Source organism: Microbacterium sp. NPDC090014, assembly GCF_044748285.1.
Lineage (GTDB): Bacteria > Actinomycetota > Actinomycetes > Actinomycetales > Microbacteriaceae > Microbacterium.
In genome coordinates this window covers 2,125,632-2,144,107 of the sequence record NZ_JBIVFS010000001.1, presented here as the reverse complement: position 1 = coordinate 2,144,107, position 18,476 = coordinate 2,125,632, and the positions used below count along the sequence as shown (strand labels likewise).

Sequence of the window (18,476 nt, the reverse complement as noted above, 5' to 3'; positions counted from 1 at the left end):
CGCGAGGCTGGATGCATGAACACGACGGTCCTCGACGCACGCTCTCTGACCAAGTCCTACGAAACGACCCGCGCACTCGCCGGGGTGGATCTCACCATCCACCGCGGCGAGTCGGTCGCCATCATGGGTGCCTCCGGGTCGGGCAAGACCACTCTCCTCCATGTCCTCGCCGGCATCATCAGTCCGGACTCGGGCACCGTGTCGTTCCAGCCCTCGGTCGGTCAGGCGGTGGAACTCGCCGGACTCGGAGAATCCGCTCGTTCCCGGCTGCGGAGAGAGCGGTTCGGGTTCGTCTTCCAGCAGGGTCTGCTCATTCCGGAGCTCACGGCGGTCGAGAACGTGGCGCTCGCATCGATGATCAACGGCGTGAAGAGAGCGCAGGCCACCGCTCACGCGGCGTCCTGGCTCGCCGCGCTCGGGCTGGCCGGGATGGAGGACCGCCGAATCGGCGAGCTGTCCGGCGGGCAGGCGCAGCGCGTCGCGATCGCACGGGCTCAGGCGACGGGTGCGGAACTCGTGTTCGCCGACGAGCCGACCGGCGCCCTCGACTCGCACACGTCGCAGGACGTGATGAATGCGCTGCTGTGGTCGACGACGGGTCAGGGGCGCACGCTGCTCGTCGTGACACACGATGCAGACGTGGCGGCGCGCTGCTCGCGGATCGTCTCCGTGCGCGACGGACAGATCATCTCGTCGGCGGTGACGGCATGAACGCCCGCGTCCTGGCTGTGCTTCTTCGCGCCGGGAAGGGAGAGAACGCGGTGCTCGCGCTCCCGGTCATCGCTTTCGGCATCGTCACCGCCCTCGTGCTGACCGTCGTGGGCGGGGCTCAGTCGTTCTGGACCTGGACCGATGAGTACGCGCCGGTGTACCAGGCGTTGGCCGCGATCGCGCTCGTGCTCCTCATCGTCCCGCTGATGAATCTCGGCGGGGCGGCCGCCCGTCTCTCAGCCCGCCGTCGTGACGAGCGTCTCTCGACCCTGCGGCTTCTCGGCGTGACGCCTCTGGGCGTCGGGGTCGCTACGGTCATCGAATCCATGATCGTCGCGGCCGCCGGTGCCGTCGCCGGAGTCGTCGTCCATCTCGCCCTCACCCCTCTCGTCGGACTCATCCCGTTCCGTGGCACGGCTCTCGGCGTCGAGGCGATCATGCTCTCGCCCTTCCGCGTTCTCGCCGTCGTGGGAGCCGTCCTTCTCGTGGCGGCAGCGAGTGCTGTGCTGGGGCTCCGGCGCGTGATCATCTCGCCCCTCGGCGTGCGCCTGCGGACGACCGTCTCCACCGCGCACTGGTTCCGCGCGATCATCGCAGTCTCCGTTCTTGCGCTCGTGTTCGTCCTTGTCACGGTCTTCCCTTCCGTCGCAGGACTCGCGGCGACCATCGCCGTCCTCGCCCTGTTGTTCGCCGTCTCCCTGGCGGTGCTCAACGTGATCGGACCATGGGTCCTGAAGGTCGCCGCCGGCCGTCAGCTGCGCAAGGCCGAGCACGCAGATCGGCTGCTCGCCGCCCGTCTGGTGCTGGACTCCCCCAAAGCCGCGTGGCGTCAGGTGAGCGGCATCGCGATGGCGAGCTTCATGGCCGTGTTCGCAGGAACCGGAGTCTCCCTGATGAATGTGATGAACAGCGGCGACACGACGTCCGCGGATGCGGCCCTCGCCGCGGACATGCGCACCGGCCTCGTCATCACCCTCGTCGCTTCATTCCTGATGGTCGCGGCATCCGTGGGGGTCAATCAAGCCGCGGCCGTTCTCGATCAGCAGGAACTCCACCGGAGTCTGCACCGGCTGGGCGTGCCGCTCGCGATCGTCGACAGCGCACGCCGCCGGGCGATCATGTCTCCACTCCTCGTGACCGCGATCGGCTCGGCGACCTGTGCCGGCGTGCTGGTCTTCCCGCTGCTGGGGATCGCCCTGGTCACGGCACCCGAGTCTCTCCTCACGATCGCGCTCGTACTGGCCGTGGGGATCGGAATCGTCTGGATGAGCACTCGAGCGACGCGGCCCCTGCTCGCCCGGTCATTCGAGATGGTGTGAGTCTCAGCGACGCCGCTGGCAGCGCGGACAGTAATGACTCGAGCGGTTCATGAAAGCCTCCCGGCGGATCAGAATGCCGCAGCGCGGGCACGGCTGTCCGCCTCGACCGTACGCGTTGAGCGAGTGGGCGAAGTAGCCTGCCTGACCGTTCACATTGACGTACTGGGAGTCGAAGCTCGTGCCGCCCTCGGCAAGGGCCTTCACGAGCACCACTCTGATCTCGGCGAGGAGTCGCCTGCTCGCTTGCGTCGACAGCGCACTCGCGAGAGTCGCCGGGTGGATGCGCGCAGCCCACAGCGCCTCATCCGCATAGATGTTGCCCACGCCGCTGATCGTCTGCTGATCGAGCAGCACTCGCTTGATCGCACTGCCGCGTGTGCGGAGTGCACGCAGGAAGCGATCGTCGTCGAACAGCGGGTCTATCGGATCACGGGCGATGTGCACGACCTGAGTCGGGATCCACGTCGGTCCGTCCGGCACCAGACCGTCGACCGCGAACGACCCGAAAGTCCTCTGGTCGGCGAAGACGATCGCGAGCTCGCCATGCCGAGGATGCTCGATGCTGATCCGGATGCGCTCGTGGCGTTCTGCCTCGGCGTCCGGCGCCCGCAGCAGCATCTGTCCGCTCATTCCGAGGTGCGCGATCAACGCGGAATCAGCGGTGTCCAGCGGCAGCCAGAGGAACTTGCCCCGTCGGTCGGCTGCAGTGACTCTGCGTCCCTCCAGGCGCGCGACGAAGTCGGACGGCCCGGCCGCATGCCGTGTGAGAGCTCGTTCATCGAACACGCTCACGGCCGTGATGAGCGAGCCGATCACCGCGGGAGCGAGACCCGCCCGGACGACCTCGACCTCGGGAAGCTCAGGCACGCTCGTTGAGCAGTCGCCACGCGCTGAGCGCGGCGGCCATCTCTGCCGTCTTCTTGCTGCTGCCCTTGCCGGTCATCGCCAGATCGCCGACGACCACGGTTGCGAGGAATCGACGATCGTGGTCGGGGCCGCTCGCCTCCACCGAGTACTGGGGCGGAGTCGCACCGACTCGCGCAGCCAGCTCCTGCAGGCTCGTCTTCGGATCCATCGCCGCGCCGTAGCGCTCGGGGTCGGCGAGGAGCGGCGCGGTCAGCCGGAGCACGAGCTCGGTCGCCGCCTCAGGACCCGCTGACAGATACGTCGCGCCGATCACGGCTTCCATCGTGTCGGCGAGGATCGAGTCCTTGTCGCGACCGCCCGTCTGTTCCTCACCGCGTCCCAGCAGCAGATGGCTGCCGAGATCGATCGCTCTCGCGACCTCGGCGAGAGCGACCGTCGAGACGACGCTCGCGCGCCGCTTGGCCAACTCCCCCTCATCCAGCCCCGGATGGGTCGTGAAGAGCATCACCGTCACGGCTTGTCCGAGAACGGAGTCGCCGAGGAACTCGAGACGTTCGTTATGGGGGATGCCGCCGTGCTCGTAGGCATAGGAGCGATGGGTGAGCGCCAACTCCAGAAGCTCCGCGTCGATATCGACGCGGAGCTTCTCTGGGAGCGGTCTCGTCCCCCCAGGGACCTCAGTCACAATCGTGAAGTCGCGACTCAGACGTCGGCGACCTTGCGACCCTTGTACTCGAGGAAGAGCTCGGTGCCCTGCGAGTCGGTGACGACCTTGGCCTGGTGAGGACGGCTGTAGACGACCTGACCGTTCTCGATGGTCTTGACGAGTGCGACGGGCGCCGCCTTCCACTGCGCGCGGCGCGAGCGGGTGTTCGAACGGGATACCTTGCGCTTCGGGGGGTTACCAGCCATGACTAGCTCTCTTCTTTCTCGGCGGCTCGGCTCTGTGCCTCACCGTCTTGGTCTGTGATCTGCTGGAGCGCGCTCCACCGAGGATCGATGGGAGCCACCTGCTCCGTCCCGGTGCTCGCGGTCAGCCTCTCGCCCGTCTCCGGGTCGAGCCCGGGGCAATCCGGCTGACACACCGGCTGAAATGGAAGCGCCAATACGGCCGCATCCCTGACTAGAGTTTCAAGATCCACGTGGTCGTCTTGAACCTCGAAGTCAGTTTCTTCCTCACCAGGATACGCGAAAAGCTCCTGGAACTCGACTTCGACGGGCCGGGTGATGTCGATCAGGCATCTTCCGCATACGCCGGAGTACTCAGCATCGGCGGTTCCGGACACCAGGATGCCCTCGTGAACCGACTCGAGACGCACGTCCAGGTCGAGCGCAGAACCGGCTTCATACGCGACGATTCCCTCTCCCCAGCCTTCGCCGAGGGTCACCGAGAACTCGTGCTCGCGCATCTCGCCCGGCTTGCGGACGATGTCACGGACGGGCAGGACGAAGGGACCATTCATTCGGGAACGCACCCGGCAATGGTACCGGCTCCTGCGGGATGGAGGCTGGTTCCGCGCTGTGTGGAGACGGCGCCTCCGGAAATCAGATCCCGCGTGATCCGGTGTCGAGGAAGGATGCAACCGCCGGAGGCACGAACGGCGACACGTCACCGCCGAGGCCGGCCACCTGGCGGACCAGGGAGCTGGAGACCAGGGCATGCGCGGGGTCGGGCAGGAGGAAGACCGTCTCGATGTCGGCGAGGTGACGGTTGACGATCGCCATCGGGGATTCGTACGCGACGTCGATCTGCGAACGGATGCCCTTCACGAGAACTCCCGCACCGACGTCGCGGGCGTAGTCCACGAGCAGCCCCATGCTCCAGGAGCCCACGACGACGTTGTCGCCGATCCCGTCCTCAGCGATCGACTGCTCGAGCAGCGACATCCGCTGAGCGATCGGGAGCAGCGCCTCTTTGCCGGGGTTGTGAACCACGAGCACGTGGAGTTCGTCGTACAGCTTGGCTGCGCGACGGATCACGTCGAGATGACCCAGGGTCGGCGGATCGAACGATCCAGGGACGACGGCGATCCGGCTGCTCATGCCCCCAGCCTAAAGCACGCGATGCCGCGGTCAGTTCTTCGCGAGTGCCGCCCGGTCGTCGTCGCTCACGCGTCGCTCGATCGCCGAGCGGAGTCCGGGATTCGCCCGCAGATCCGGGTCGTCGGAGAGGATGCCCTCCGCGAGCTCCCGGGCTCGGACGATCAGGCCCGAGTCTTTGACGACCCGCAGCAGCTTCAGGGAGGACCGAACTCCAGCCTGTGCGGCACCGAGCACGTCACCTTCACCGCGGAGCTCGAGATCGACCTCCGCGAGAGCGAATCCGTCGAGAGTCGCTGCCACCGCGTCCACGCGTTCGCGCGCCACTGACCCCTCTTCGGCTTCGGTGACCAACAGGCAGAGCCCTGGAACGCCTCCTCGACCGACACGGCCCCTCAGCTGGTGCAGCTGCGACACCCCGAACCGATCGGCGTCGAGAACGATCATGGTCGAGGCGTTCGGGACGTCGACGCCGACCTCGATCACGGTCGTCGCCACCAGCAGGTCGATCTCGCCGCGCGCGAAGGACTGCATGACGGCGTCCTTCTCGTCGGACGGCATGCGACCGTGCAGCACGGCCCGTCGGACGTTCCCGAGCCGGGGGTGCGTCGCCAGGGCCTCATCGAGCTGCACCACGCCCCAGCGAGGACCTGACGCACCCTCGGGCGGGATCACGGGCTGCTCCCCCGCTTCCGCCGTCTTCTTGGTCGTGTCGATCGCCGCGCATACCGCGAACACCTGTCGGCCCTGGGAGATCTCCTCGGCGGCGCGCTCCCAGACTCGATTGAACCAGCCGGGATGCTCTGCGAGCGGAGCGACGAAGGACTCGATTCCGGCTCGTCCCTTGGGCATCGTGCGGATCACGGAAGTGTCGAGATCGCCGAACACCGTCATCGCGACCGTGCGCGGGATCGGGGTCGCGGTGAGAACCAGCGCGTGCGGGCTGGACCCCTTCGCGCGGAGCGCCTCTCGTTGCTCGACTCCGAACCGGTGCTGCTCGTCGACGACGACGAGGCCGAGATCAGCGAAGGTCGTCTTCTCGCCGAGCAGCGCGTGCGTGCCCACGACGATCAGCGCCTGTCCGGAGGCGACGCGGAGCGCAGCCTTGCGACGCTCGGCGGCCGGCATCTGACCGGTGAGCAGGGTGGGCATCACGAGCGGTGACATCTGCGGCCCGAGCATCTTCGCGATCGATCGCAGGTGCTGCCCTGCGAGCACCTCGGTCGGGGCGATCAGCGCCGCCTGACCGCCGGACTCGGCCACCTGGAGCATCGCACGCAGCGCGACGAGGGTCTTGCCGGACCCGACCTCACCCTGCACGAGACGATTCATCGGCCAGGCGGCGACGAGGTCGCTCGCCACCTGCTCGCCGACCGTCTTCTGGTCGGGCGTGAGGTCGTACGGCAGCGAGGCGTCGAAGCGCTCGAGCAGCCCACCGGGCTTCGACGGACGCGCGGTCGCCGACAGCGATCGCACCGCATCGCGCTGCTGCAGGAGGGCGGTCTGGAGGGTGAGCGCCTCGTGCATCCGCAGGGTGCGGACCGCAGGATCGATGTCGTTGCGGGTCTTCGGGCGGTGAATCTGCTCGAGCGCCTCTCGGGCGGTCAGAAGTTCCTCCCGCGCGCGGACATCGGGGGCGAGAGGCTCCGGCACGTCGCCGAGGCCGTCGAGCGCCCGCGTGATGAACTTCGCGATCTGCCACGTCTGCAGCGTCGACGTCGCGGGATAGATGGGAATCAGCACGGCAGCGCGCGCGTCCGCCCGGCGTCTGGCCGCATCCTCGTCGTCGAACAGCTCGTACTCGGGATGCGCGAACTGCGTCATGCCGTTGAACTCGCCGACCTTGCCCGAGAAGACACCTCGACGTCCGACCGCGAGGTCCTCGGAGCGCCACTTGGCCGCGCCGAGGTTCTTCGCGAAGAACGTCAGAGACATCTTGCCGATGCCGTCGCCGATCACGACGTCGACCATCGCACCACGACGGTTGCGCATCGCCCTGGCGCTGGAGGACAGCACCTCGGCGACGATCGTCACCGTCTCGCCCAGAGGGAGTTCACGGATCGGGGTCAGCTCGCCCGGATCCGCGTACCGTCGGGGATAGTGCGACACGAGATCGCCGACCGTCTTCATGCTGAAGGCTCTGTCGAGAGACTTCGCCGGCGTGGCACCCAGCGCCTCATCGAGCGACGAATCCAGCGTGAGCGACATGATCCGAGTCTAGGAGGCCGCACGGACACGACGTGCGCCGCAGCTGTCGTATCGTGAACGGGTGACGAGGATCATCGCCGGAACAGCGCGCGGCGCACGGCTCGACGTGCCCCGCGCGGGAACGAGACCCACCAGCGATCGCGTGCGGGAGTCGCTCTTCGGAGCGCTGGAGTCCGCGGATGCCATCGTCGGCGCGCGCGTACTCGACCTCTATGCCGGCTCGGGTGCGCTGGGACTGGAGACCCTCAGCCGCGGCGCGACGAGCGCGGATCTCGTCGAGCACGGCCGAGAGGCGGCGTCGGTGGTCCGCCGCAACGCCGCCACCGTCGCGAAGGCCGGAGCGCCGAGCGCGAGGGTGCACCAGAGCACCGTCCGATCGTTCCTGCTGCGCGCCTCCGGCCCGTACGACCTCGTGTTCTCGGATCCCCCGTACGACCTCGACGACGAGGCGATGACGGCGGACCTCGTCACGCTCGCGCCGCTTCTCACTCCCGACGCCCTCGTGATCATCGAGCGCGCCCGGCGATCGACCCCTCCCGACCTCGCTGCGGCCGGACTGGAGCTGATCCGCGAGAAGGCCTACGGCGACACCGCGCTCTGGTGGGCCGAGCCCACTCCCGCGACGGAGCCGTCTCAGCCCGAGGCCGAGTCCCAGTCGCGATAGGGATCCCAGCCGCTGACATCCGCGGGTGCGCCGTCGACCAGCAGCTCGTGCTCGCCCCGGGGCACGACAGTGCCGATGACGCGGAAGCCCGCCGGCACGATCCCCGGCGGGAAGCAGGCGAGAAGGGCGTGATCCTCGCCACCGGCGAGAGCTCGCTGGGGGCTGTCGCCGAGGGCTGCGCTGTCGAGTGCGATGGTGACCTCGGAGGCCGCTGCCATCCGTCGCGCGTCGAGCGCGAGCCCGTCTGAGATGTCCATCATCGCGGTCGCGCCCGCGGTGGCAGCGAAAGGGCCGAGACCGATCGGCGGCGATGGACGGAGCTGTGCAGCCAGAGCAGCGCTCTCACCCGGGGCGAGCAGGGACGCATCGACGGGGACCGGCGCCTCCCCCTCACGGAACCTTCCGAAGAGCACCGAGAGTCCGTGAGCGGCGTGCCCCAGTTCGCCTGCGACCGCGACCGCGTCACCGACCCGTGCACCCGACCGGGTCACGGGCGGCCGGCCCTCGAGATCGCCGAGCGCGGTGACCGCCACGGTCAGGACGTCCGAGACCGTGAGATCGCCGCCGACCACCGCGCATCCCGGTGCGAGTGCGGCGCAGGCTTCTCGGAAGCCGTCTGCGAGGCGCTCGATGAACGACAGTCGAAGGTCGCGGGGAACGGCCAGCGCCACCAGGAGCGCCGTCGGCCGTGCGCCCATGGCCGCCACGTCGGCGAGGTTGACGGCGGCGGCCTTCCAACCGAGGTCGTACCCCGACGACCACGCGAGCCGGAAGTCCGGGCCGTGCACGAGAGTGTCCGTCGTGGCGACCACCGAACCCGAGGGAGCCGCTATCACCGCCGCATCGTCGCCGGGTCCGACGAGCGTGTGAGAGGCCCGCGCCGTCCTCGCCAGGATCGCTCGGAGTATCTCCCCCTCCGACAGTTCGCCGAGGGTCGGATCATCGTCGCGAGGTCGGGAGGACATGCAGTCAAAGGTAGCCTGGATGCATGCCCCGCTCTCGCCGTCTCGCCGTCGTCGCGGGCTCGCTGGTCCTCCTCGCCGCACTGTCCGGCTGCTCGACGACGATCCACCTCGAACCCGCTGAGGACGCCAACGATCCAGCCTGCGCCGAGGTGTCCGTGCTGCTCCCCGACGCCGTCGGCGATCTCGATCGGGTGTGGACCGATGCTCAGGCGACCGGAGCCTGGGGCGACCCGACCGTCGTGCTGCGCTGCGGCGTCGAACCGCCGGCGCCATCGACAGAGGTGTGCACGACCATCGGCAGCGTCGACTGGCTCGTTCTCGATCAGGAGGAAGACCGGCAGCGTCTCGTGACGTACGGTCGCGAGCCCGCCATCGAGGTGATCATCCGCCGTGGCGAGGAGATCGACTTCCGTACGGTCGTCGAGAGCCTCTCCACGAGCATCCAGTCGGGCCTCGCGCCCGCCACGGCACGCTGCACCGACCGGGTGCCCACCGAGGAGAACCCGGACGACGGATCGACCGAAGGCTGACCCGTCGAGGGTCAGCGGCGCAGGCCCGCCTCGATCAACTCGGAGATCAGGTCGCCGTAGCTGAGTCCGGAGGCCACCCAACACTTCGGGAACATCGAGATCGGAGTGAATCCCGGCATCGTGTTCAGCTCGTTGACCACCAGCTCTCCCGTAGGCGTGAGGAACATGTCGACGCGCGCAAGACCTCGCCCGTCCACCGCCTCGAACGCACGGACTGCGGCATCCTGAATGGCCGCGACCTCGGATTCCTCGAGCTCCGCCGGGCACACGACGTCGACGCCGTCGCCGCCGAGGTACTTTCCCTCGAAGTCGTAGAACCCTCGAGTCGTCAGCACGATCTCGCCAGGAAGCGACGCTCGGACGCCGTCGGCCCCTTCGAGCACGGCGACCTCGATCTCGCGGCCGACCACGCCCGCCTCGATCAGGACCTTGTCGTCTTCTGCGAACGCGATCGCCAGCGCCGCATCGAGCTCGTCGGCGCTCTCGACCTTCGAGACGCCCACGCTGGATCCCGCGCGAGCCGGCTTCACGAAGAGCGGCAGGCCGAGCGCCGCCGCCGAATCGCGGATCGCGACGGCATCCTGTTCCCACTGGCGCGCGCGCACCGTCAGTCCGGCCGCCACCGCGATACCGGCGGCCCGCAGCGCGATCTTCATGAAGTGCTTGTCCATGCACAGTGCGGAGTCGAGCACCCCGCCGCCGGCGTAGGGGACCTCGAGGGTGTCGAAGTACCCCTGGATGGTGCCGTCCTCGCCGTGCGGGCCGTGGAGGATCGGCAGCACGATATCGATCTCGCCGAGGGATTCGGTGGTGCCGTCGGTGCGCACGACGCGCAGGCTGCGGTCTCCGCCGGGTTCCGGCCACAGCACCCGTGTGCCGTTGTCGGCGACCTCGGGCAGGTGAGCGGCATCCAGCGGGAACTTCGCCGGGTCGTCGTCCTCGAGGACGAAGGCGCCGTCGCGCGTGATCCCGACCGGGATCACGGCGTACCGATCGCGATCAATCGCGCCCAGCACTCCGCCCGCCGTTGCGGAACTGATCGAATGCTCGCTGGAGCGCCCTCCGAAGAGCACCACCACCGTCTGCTTGTCCATGGTTGGTCCTCTCACCCTGCGGGGTGTCGTCATCCGTCGTCAGGTGGGGTGCGATGTCACGGGGGTTCATCTTGCCGTCGAGCACCATCTTCACCTGCTCGACGATGGGCATGTGCACGTCGGACTCGCGGGCGAGTTGCAGCACGGGCGCCACGGACGCGAGGCCCTCAGCGGTCTGCTGCATCTGCTTCACGACGTCCTGGAAGCTGTATCCCTGGCCGAGCAGGCGCCCGGCCGTGTTGTTGCGGCTCAGCGGGGACTGACATGTCGCGATGAGGTCGCCCAGGCCCGCGAGTCCCTGCAGGGTCTCGGGGTGAGCGCCGTTGGCGACGGCGAAATCGGTCATCTCCACGAGCCCGCGGGTGATGATCGACGCCTTGGTGTTCTCGCCGTACCCGACGCCGTCGACGATGCCGATGGCCACCGCGATGAGGTTCTTCAGCACTCCCCCGAACTCCGTGCCGATCACGTCGGTGTTCACGAACGTCCGGAAGTAGCTGTTACGTGCCGCGCGCGCGACCTCCTCGGCGGTCTCCCGACTGCGTGAGGAGATCACGGCGGCCGTGGGCTGCTCGCGAGCGATCTCGAGCGCGAGGTTCGGCCCGGAGGCGACCGCGATACGGTCGGGATCGCAGCGCAGCTCCTGCTCGATGACCTGGCTCATCCGGAGCCCCGTCGTGCGCTCGACGCCCTTCATCAGGCTGACGATCTTGGCGTCGTTGTCGGCGAGCAGCGGCCGAAGCGCCTTGAGATTCTCCCGCAGCGACTGACTCGGCACCGAGAGGTACACCTGGTCGACATCGCGGAGCGCGATCGCCAGCTCGTGCGTCGCGGACATCGTGCGCGGCAGGTTGATGCCGGGCAGATAGCGGGAGTTGCGCTTGGCCTCGTCGATCTCGTGGGCGAGTTCGGCTCGGCGCGCCCACATCGTGACCTGCGCCCCGCCGTCGGCGAGGATCTTTCCGAACGTGGTGCCCCAGCTTCCGGCACCGATCACCGCGACGCGTGGTCCTGCGGGAGCGTTGCGCTTAGGAGTCAAGGCGACCCGTCTCCTTCTGTCCATGGGCGGACGGGTTCCAGCGCTCGGCCGGAGCCTTCTCGTCACGCAGGTCCTCGAGCAGCGCCGTGATGGCCTGCATCAGTCGTTCGGTGGCTTCGTTCAGCGCAGATGCCTCGCCTGCACGACCACGGAGGTCCGACAGATCGACGGGATCGCCGATGACGACGTCCACGGGCTTGCGCAGCGGCCAGAGGCTGAGCCCCTTCTGGTAACGCCCCATGATCCGCTGGGTGCCCCAGTGGGCCATCGGGATGAGTGGGATGCCGTCGGTCAGCGCGAGCCGGACAGCCCCGGACTTTCCGCGCATCGGCCACATGTCGGGGTCGCGGGTCAGCGTGCCCTCCGGATAGACGATCACACCGCGACCGTGCTCGACGAGCTCGGCCGACTGCTTGAGCGTCTGCTTCGCCGCGGATGCCGACGAGGCGCGTGCCACGGGGACCATTCCTGTCGCGCGGAGCACGGCTCCGAGCACAGGAACCTTGAAGAGACTCTCCTTCGCCATGAAGCGCGGAGCTCGACCGATGCGCCACACCGCGAGTGCGACCACGAGCGGATCGAACTCGGAGTAGTGGTTCGGGGCGAGAACGTACGCTCCCTCACGCGGGAGCTTCTCGCTTCCCGTGATGCGGAGCTTCGCGACGAGCGAGATCAGCGGCACGGCGATCGCCGCGACCGGCCAGAACGCACTCGGTCGCGTGGTCTCCGTCGAGCGGGAACCCATCGGGGTCACCGGATGACGTCGAAGTCGGCGCCCACGGCATCGAGCTTGGCGAGGAACTTCTCGTAGCCGCGGCTGAGGATGTCCACTCCGGACACCCTCGACTCGCCTTCGGCGGTCAGCGCCGCGATGACGTGGCTGTATCCGCCGCGAAGATCGGGAACGACGATGTCTGCGGCGTGCAGCGGCGTCGGGCCGGTGATGACGGCGGCCTGCTCGAGGTCCCGGCGCGGGACACGACGGGCTCCGTCCTGCAGTCCGCGGGGGTGCACGACGATGTCGGCGCCCATCTTGACGAGCGCCTCGGTGAAGCCCAGACGGTTCTCGTAGACCGTCTCGTGCACGACCGAGCGGCCCTTGGCCTGAGTGAGCGCCACGACGAGAGGCTGCTGCCAGTCGGTCATGAACCCGGGGTGCACGTCGGTCTCGACGATGACCGGCTTGAGCTCGCCGTCGCGACGGAACAGGATCCCGTCCTCCTTGATGTCGAACCATCCGCCGGCCTTGCGGAACACGTTGAGGAACGTGAGCATCTCCTGCTGCTTCGCGCCGCCCACGAAGATCTCGCCGTCGGTGGCGAGTGCGGCGGACGCCCAGGATGCGGCTTCGTTGCGGTCGAAGATCGAGCGGTGGTCGTACCCCCGAAGCGTCTCGACACCCTCGATGAGGATGACGCGGTTCGGCTCGTAGGAGATGATCGCGCCCATCTTCTGCAGCACCGCGATCAGATCCATGATCTCGGGCTCGATGGCGGCGTTGCGAAGCTCCGTGGTGCCCTCGGCGCGAACGGCCGTGAGCAGCACCTGCTCGGTCGCTCCGACACTCGGGTACGGGAGGTGGATGTTCGCACCGTGCAGGCGCGCACCACCCGTCGACAGGCGGATGCCGCTCGGCAGCTTCTCGACGATGGCGCCGAACTTGCGGAGCGCGTCCAAATGGAAGTCGATCGGGCGGTCGCCGATGCGGCAGCCGCCCAGGTCGGGGATGAAGGCCTGACCGAGACGGTGCAGCAGCGGGCCGCAGAAGAGGATCGGGATGCGCGAGGCACCCGCGTGAGCGTCGATCTCCTCGAAGTGGGCCGACTCGACGTCGCTGGGGTCGAAGACGAGAGCTCCGGGCTCATCGCCGTCGGAGACCCGCACGCCATGGACCTCGAGAAGCGAGCGGACGACCGCGACGTCGCTGATGGCGGGCACGTCGCGCAGCACGCTGACGGTCTCTCCGAGCAGGGACGCGACCATCGCCTTGGTCGCGAGGTTCTTCGCGCCCTTGACGTCGACGCGGCCGCGCAGCGGGCGCCCTCCGCGAATGGCGAGGACGTCTCCGGTGAGTGGGGGGACTCCGTCCGGAAGAGCGTCGCGCACAGGTGTCGTCATTCGGAGCCTCACTTCATTCAACGGAATTCGGGGCGGGGTCGCCCTCGGCTCCCCCGCCCCGCCGTTCACTGCTGAACGGGAAGGGTCCGGGGCCGCCACGACTCGCGACGGGCCTCGAACTGCGCGATCTTGTCTTCGTTGCGCAGGGTGAGCCCGATGTCATCGAGCCCTTCGAGGAGCCGCCATCTAGTGTAATCGTCGATCCCGAGGTCAGCCTGGATCTCACCGATCGACGCGACTCGCGCCTCGAGGTCGACCGTGATCGAAGCCCCGGGATTCCGGTCGATCTCGGCCCAGATCCGCTCGAGATCCTCTTCGGAGATGGTGGCGGCGAGGAGCCCCTGCTTGCCCGAGTTGCCCCGGAAGATGTCGGCGAAGCGCGGGCTCAGGACCACCGCGAAGCCGAAGTCGCGAAGCGCCCAGACGGCGTGCTCGCGGCTGGATCCGGTGCCGAAGTCGGGGCCGGCGACGAGCACCGATGCGCCCTGGAAAGCCGGCTGGTTGAGCACGAACTCGGGATCCTGACGCCAGCCGTGGAACAGTGCGTCCTCGAAGCCGGTCTTCGTGACCCGCTTGAGGAACACGGCGGGGATGATCTGGTCCGTGTCGACGTTCGAGCGCTTCAGCGGGGCGGCGATGCCGGTGTGGGTGGTGAACTTCTCCATGGTCAGACCTCCGCCATCTCGTTCAGGTCGCTCGGACTCGACAGCGTGCCGCGGATCGCGGTCGCGGCGGCGACGAGCGGTGACACCAGGTGCGTGCGTCCACCCTTGCCCTGCCGGCCCTCGAAGTTGCGGTTGGAGGTCGACGCGCAGCGCTCCCCCGGCGCGAGCTGATCGGGGTTCATCCCGAGGCACATGGAGCACCCCGCGAATCGCCACTCGGCTCCGAAGTCCTTGATGATCTTGTCGAGTCCTTCGGCCTCCGCCTCCAGCCGCACCCGGGCGGAGCCGGGAACGACCATGACGCGGACGCCGTCGGCCTTCTTCTTGCCTTCGACGATCGACGCGAACGCGCGGAGATCCTCGATGCGGCTGTTCGTGCACGACCCCATGAAGACGGCGTCGACCGGCACCTCCTTGAGAGGCGTGCCAGGCGTCAGATCCATGTACTCGAGGGCCCGCTCGGCTGCGGCACGCTCATTGGCATCGGCGATCTCTGCCGGGTCGGGAACCGCCGCCGACAGCGAGCTGCCCTGACCGGGGTTGGTGCCCCACGTCACGAACGGCTCGAGCTCATCGGCATCGATGAAGACCTCGGCGTCGAACGTCGCCCCCTCATCCGTCGGCAGCGTTCGCCAGTACGCGACGGCGTCGTCCCAGTCCTGCCCCTTCGGTGCGTGCGGGCGACCCTTCAGGTACTCGAAGGTCGTCTCGTCGGGCGCGACCATGCCGGCACGAGCGCCGGCCTCGATCGACATGTTGCAGATCGTCATCCGGCCCTCCATCGACAACGCCCGGATCGCGCTGCCGCGGAACTCCAGGACGTAGCCCTGACCGCCGCCGGTGGTGATCTTCGCGATCACCGCGAGGATGATGTCCTTCGCGGTGACGCCGGGCCTCAGCGTGCCCTCGACGTTGATCGCCATGGTCTTGAACGGCTTCAGCGGCAGCGTCTGCGTCGCCATGACATGCTCGACCTCGCTCGTGCCGATGCCGAAGGCCATGGCGCCGAACGCGCCGTGCGTCGATGTGTGCGAGTCGCCGCAGACCACCGTGATGCCGGGCATCGTGAGACCGAGCTGCGGCCCCACGACGTGGACGATGCCCTGTTCGGCGTCGCCGAGCGAGTGCAGACGCACGCCGAACTCCGCGGCGTTGCGGCGCAGCGTCTCGATCTGCGTGCGGCTCGTGAGGTCGGCGATGGGCTTGTCGATGTCCCAGGTCGGCGTGTTGTGGTCCTCGGTGGCGATCGTTAGGTCGAGGCGCCGCAACGGTCGCCCCTCCGACCGCAGTCCGTCGAACGCCTGCGGGCTCGTCACCTCATGCACCAGGTGCAGATCGATGTAGATGAGGTCCGGCTCGCCGTTCTCGCCCTTGACGACGAGATGGTCGTCCCAGACCTTCTCGGCGAGGGTCCTGGGACGGACGGGAGCAGTGTCTGCTGCGGGGGTGTTCATTGCGTGTCTCCTGAAGCTGGCGGTTCGGCCCACGATGGACTCCGCGACGAGGAGGGGCTCAGAACGAGGTCTCGTCGCGGCCGCTAAGAAGGAGCACGATCCGCATGACGTCAGATTACCACCGCTTCAGCGCCCGGAGTCTCCGCGTGACACGCTACTGTCACCCACACCTTCGAGAGGCACCCGCATGACCGACGACAGCACCGGATTCGCCACGAGAGCGGTCCACGCGGCCCGGAATCAGGGGCCCGCATCGTCGAGGGCGACGCCGATCTACCTGACGGCGGGCTTCGAGTTCGACGACTTCGACCACGCCGCCGACCACTTCGGCACCGGCGCGGGGTTCGGATACACGCGCACGGGGAATCCGACGGTGCACGCCGTCGAGCGCCAGCTCGCCGCACTCGAATCCGCCGCAGAGGCCGTGCTCGTCGCCAGCGGCCAGGCCGCGGTCGTCACCGCACTGCTGACCGTCGCCGGAGCGGGCGATCACATCGTCTCCTCGACGCACATCTACGAAGGCACGCGAGGGCTTCTGCTCGACAACCTCGCTCGCCTCGGCATCGAGACGACGTTCATCGACGACATCGCCGACCCCGGCGCCTGGCGGGGTGCGATCCGCCCGACCACCCGGGCGCTGTTCGGCGAATCCATCGCGAACGCGCGCAACGACATCCTCGACATCTCCGCGGTGAGCGCGGTCGCCGACGAGTTCGCCATCCCGCTCATCGTCGACAACACCCTCGCGACGCCGTTCCTGTTCCGGCCGCTCGAGCACGGCGCCGCCATGGTGGTGCACTCCGCCTCGAAGTTCCTCGCCGGTCACGGGTCGGTGCTCGGAGGCGTGATCCTCGACGACGGTCGCTTCGACCCGGCGAAGGCGGGGCACAACGCTCCGCATCTCGTTCTTCCGGGGCGCGGCGGGTTCCCGAGCGTGGCTTCGCGTCATGGCGGCAACGCGCGCATCGCCTACGCGCGCGAGTCCGTCGCTCCGCGATTCGGCGCGTCCCCGTCGCCGCTCAACGCGTTCCTGATCGGACAGGGCGCCGAGACCCTCGGTCTGCGGGTCGAGCGGCAGTCCCGGAACGCCCTCGAGATCGCCCGCTGGCTCGCCGCGCAGGAAGCGGTCGAGAGCGTCGACTACGTCGGCCTCGACACGCATCCCGACCACGGCCTCGCCGAGACGTACCTCTCGGGAGGGTACGGCTCGATCTTCACCTTCACGCTCCGCGGGGGCCTCGACGCCGCACGCGACTTCGTCGAGAGCGTCGACGTGTTCACGCACATGACCCACATCGGCGACGTGCGCTCGCTGGTGCTGCACCCCGCGACCACCAGCCACTCGCATCGCACGCCCGAGGAGCGAGACGTCCTCGGAGTGCAGCCGGGAACCCTGCGGCTGTCGGTCGGCATCGAAGACGTCGCCGACCTCCTCGGCGACCTGGCCCGAGTCCTGGAACCCGCACGAGAGGCCGTCTCATGACCAGGCCCCAGCACTTCGGGTGGTTCCTGGCACGCGGCTTCGGCCCGCAGGGGTGGGGCTATCCGTCGCTGGACTGGGACTACGACTGGACCCGTCCGGAGATCTACCAGGAGGCGGCTCGCACGCTCGAGCAGGCAGGCTTCGACCTCCTCATCATCGAGGACGCGCCGTCGCTCGGCTCTCCCGACACGATCGACCTCCGGGTGCGCCATGCCTTCGGCGGCCCCAAGCACGACCCGCTGCTGCTCGCTCCCTACCTCTTCCAGGCGACACGGCATCTCGGGGTCGTGCCCACCGTGAACCCGGCGGCGTACCTGCCGTATACCGCGGCTCGGCAGTTCTCCACGCTTCAGCACCTCAGTGGCCACCGCCTCGGGCTCAACGTGGTGACCGACACCGGCAGTGCGCGACATTTCTCCGCCGCGGAACAGCTCGGGCACGATGCGGCATACGACCGCGCCGAAGAATGGCTCGCCGGCATCCGCTCGCTCTGGCGCAGCTGGGACGACGGTGCACTGGTCCGCGATCGCGAGACCGACGTGTTCGCCGACGGATCGACGCTGCGCTCCGTGCAGCACCGCGGAACGCACTTCGACTTCGACGGCCCGTTGAACGCCGTGCCGTTCACCGACGGGGAGCCGTCGATCGTCTCCCCCGGAGGCTCCGGCCGCGGCCTCGGATTCGCCGGCGCCAACTCCGATGTGCAGCTCGCCCTCGCGCCGCTGGACGAGGCCTCGGTGCGTGCCTATCGAGCGAAGATCCACGATGCGGCGATCGCCGCCGGACGCTCGCCGGACGACATCAAGATCCTGTTCGCGATCCAGCCGGTGATCACATCATCCGCCGAGGAGGCCGACCGAATCGTCGCCGCTTCCGCGCATCCCGACGACGCGACCCTCGTGCAGATCGCACGCAAGCAGTCCAGCGACCTGGAGACGGATCTGACCTCGCTCGATCTCGACAGACCACTCGACCTCGAGATCTTCGGCGAGCACGTCTCGCGCGGGAGCATCCAGCGCCTGATCGGCGACCGCGGAGACGATGCTCCTCTGCGAGCCCATCTCGCCGCGCTCGCTCGGACGGGCCGCATCTCCGATCGCTCGGGTTTCGTCGGCACTGCCGAGGAGTTCGCAGATCTGATCGAAGAGCTCGGCGAGTGGGGCAACGACGGCGTTCTGCTGTGGGGCGACTTCCACCCCGTCACGCTGCATCGGACGCTGGATGAACTCGTGCCCGTTCTTCGACGCCGGGGCATCCTGCGCCGGGACTACGTCGACGGAGGGCTGCAGGCGAACCTCCGCGCGTTCTGACGCGTACGC

General features: G+C 68.4%; 19 protein-coding genes. 6 read left to right on the top strand and 13 right to left on the bottom strand.

All coding sequences use genetic code 11. The features are described from left to right. Nucleotides 1-15 precede the first annotated feature (15 nt). Nucleotides 16-711 carry an ABC transporter ATP-binding protein gene (locus ACIPV5_RS10125; protein WP_400340957.1) on the top strand — a complete coding sequence of 232 codons (696 nt, stop codon included), beginning with the start codon at nt 16-18 and terminating at the stop codon, nt 709-711. Next, nucleotides 708-2,030: a permease gene (locus ACIPV5_RS10120; RefSeq protein ID WP_400340956.1), complete on the top strand. Its 1,323-nt coding sequence runs from the start codon at nt 708-710 to the stop codon at nt 2,028-2,030. The genes ACIPV5_RS10125 and ACIPV5_RS10120 overlap by 4 nt, the downstream gene beginning before the upstream one ends. Nucleotides 2,031-2,033: 3 nt before the next feature. Here the strand turns inward: ACIPV5_RS10120 and mutM are convergent, their stop codons facing one another. From mutM to ACIPV5_RS10090, 6 genes are all read right to left on the bottom strand, one after another. Beyond that, a complete protein-coding gene (mutM, locus tag ACIPV5_RS10115) occupies nt 2,034-2,897 on the bottom strand; it encodes a bifunctional DNA-formamidopyrimidine glycosylase/DNA-(apurinic or apyrimidinic site) lyase (protein WP_400340955.1) in 864 nt (287 codons plus the stop codon). After that, a complete protein-coding gene (gene rnc, locus ACIPV5_RS10110) occupies nt 2,890-3,582 on the bottom strand; it encodes a ribonuclease III (protein ID WP_053095908.1) in 693 nt (230 codons plus the stop codon). Before rnc ends, mutM begins: the two co-directional genes overlap by 8 nt. Nucleotides 3,583-3,599: 17 nt before the next feature. Further along, complete coding sequence (rpmF, locus tag ACIPV5_RS10105) at nt 3,600-3,809, bottom strand: 50S ribosomal protein L32 (RefSeq protein WP_017830754.1); 210 nt, start codon at nt 3,807-3,809, stop codon at nt 3,600-3,602. 2 nt (nt 3,810-3,811) lie between these two features. After that, on the bottom strand, nt 3,812-4,360 hold the full coding sequence (locus ACIPV5_RS10100; protein WP_053095906.1) for a DUF177 domain-containing protein: 549 nt from the start codon (nt 4,358-4,360) through the stop codon (nt 3,812-3,814). Between the two features lie 82 nt (nt 4,361-4,442). Beyond that, nucleotides 4,443-4,940, bottom strand: a complete 498-nt coding sequence (gene coaD / locus ACIPV5_RS10095) for a pantetheine-phosphate adenylyltransferase (RefSeq protein ID WP_053095905.1) — start codon at nt 4,938-4,940, stop codon at nt 4,443-4,445. Between the two features lie 30 nt (nt 4,941-4,970). Then, the gene (locus ACIPV5_RS10090; RefSeq protein WP_400340954.1) at nt 4,971-7,145 is read right to left on the bottom strand and encodes an ATP-dependent DNA helicase RecG; all 2,175 of its coding nucleotides are present in this window, start codon (nt 7,143-7,145) and stop codon (nt 4,971-4,973) included. 61 nt (nt 7,146-7,206) lie between these two features. On the opposite strand from ACIPV5_RS10090, the gene rsmD reads away from it, so the two are divergent. Then, nucleotides 7,207-7,809 carry a 16S rRNA (guanine(966)-N(2))-methyltransferase RsmD gene (gene rsmD / locus ACIPV5_RS10085; RefSeq protein ID WP_400340953.1) on the top strand — a complete coding sequence of 201 codons (603 nt, stop codon included), beginning with the start codon at nt 7,207-7,209 and terminating at the stop codon, nt 7,807-7,809. Here rsmD and thiL read toward each other — a convergent pair. Then, the gene (gene thiL / locus ACIPV5_RS10080; protein ID WP_400340952.1) at nt 7,779-8,774 is read right to left on the bottom strand and encodes a thiamine-phosphate kinase; all 996 of its coding nucleotides are present in this window, start codon (nt 8,772-8,774) and stop codon (nt 7,779-7,781) included. The genes rsmD and thiL overlap by 31 nt on opposite strands. A gap of 23 nt (nt 8,775-8,797) precedes the next feature. Between thiL and ACIPV5_RS10075 the strand changes: the two genes are divergently transcribed. After that, nucleotides 8,798-9,304: a DUF3515 family protein gene (locus ACIPV5_RS10075; RefSeq protein ID WP_053095897.1), complete on the top strand. Its 507-nt coding sequence runs from the start codon at nt 8,798-8,800 to the stop codon at nt 9,302-9,304. An 11-nt stretch (nt 9,305-9,315) separates the two neighbouring features. Here ACIPV5_RS10075 and ACIPV5_RS10070 read toward each other — a convergent pair whose 3' ends face one another. The 6 genes from ACIPV5_RS10070 to leuC form a co-directional block, all read right to left on the bottom strand. After that, nucleotides 9,316-10,398 carry a D-alanine--D-alanine ligase family protein gene (locus tag ACIPV5_RS10070; protein WP_400340951.1) on the bottom strand — a complete coding sequence of 361 codons (1,083 nt, stop codon included), beginning with the start codon at nt 10,396-10,398 and terminating at the stop codon, nt 9,316-9,318. Then, nucleotides 10,304-11,461: an NAD(P)H-dependent glycerol-3-phosphate dehydrogenase gene (locus ACIPV5_RS10065; protein WP_150115057.1), complete on the bottom strand. Its 1,158-nt coding sequence runs from the start codon at nt 11,459-11,461 to the stop codon at nt 10,304-10,306. Before ACIPV5_RS10065 ends, ACIPV5_RS10070 begins: the two co-directional genes overlap by 95 nt. Next, complete coding sequence (locus tag ACIPV5_RS10060) at nt 11,427-12,182, bottom strand: 1-acyl-sn-glycerol-3-phosphate acyltransferase (protein ID WP_053095891.1); 756 nt, start codon at nt 12,180-12,182, stop codon at nt 11,427-11,429. Before ACIPV5_RS10060 ends, ACIPV5_RS10065 begins: the two co-directional genes overlap by 35 nt. Before the next feature lie 5 nt (nt 12,183-12,187). After that, entirely contained in the window at nt 12,188-13,555 is a 1,368-nt protein-coding gene (murA, locus tag ACIPV5_RS10055) for a UDP-N-acetylglucosamine 1-carboxyvinyltransferase (RefSeq protein ID WP_053095889.1), read from the bottom strand. 65 nt (nt 13,556-13,620) lie between these two features. Then, entirely contained in the window at nt 13,621-14,220 is a 600-nt protein-coding gene (gene leuD, locus ACIPV5_RS10050) for a 3-isopropylmalate dehydratase small subunit (protein WP_072591193.1), read from the bottom strand. 2 nt (nt 14,221-14,222) lie between these two features. Continuing rightward, entirely contained in the window at nt 14,223-15,674 is a 1,452-nt protein-coding gene (leuC, locus tag ACIPV5_RS10045) for a 3-isopropylmalate dehydratase large subunit (protein ID WP_056278653.1), read from the bottom strand. A gap of 187 nt (nt 15,675-15,861) precedes the next feature. On the opposite strand from leuC, the gene ACIPV5_RS10040 reads away from it, so the two are divergent. Both ACIPV5_RS10040 and ACIPV5_RS10035 read left to right on the top strand, forming a co-directional pair. Further along, the gene (locus tag ACIPV5_RS10040; protein WP_400340950.1) at nt 15,862-17,157 is read left to right on the top strand and encodes an O-acetylhomoserine aminocarboxypropyltransferase/cysteine synthase family protein; all 1,296 of its coding nucleotides are present in this window, start codon (nt 15,862-15,864) and stop codon (nt 17,155-17,157) included. Further along, complete coding sequence (locus ACIPV5_RS10035) at nt 17,154-18,467, top strand: LLM class flavin-dependent oxidoreductase (RefSeq protein ID WP_400340949.1); 1,314 nt, start codon at nt 17,154-17,156, stop codon at nt 18,465-18,467. Before ACIPV5_RS10040 ends, ACIPV5_RS10035 begins: the two co-directional genes overlap by 4 nt. Nucleotides 18,468-18,476: the final 9 nt, after the last annotated feature.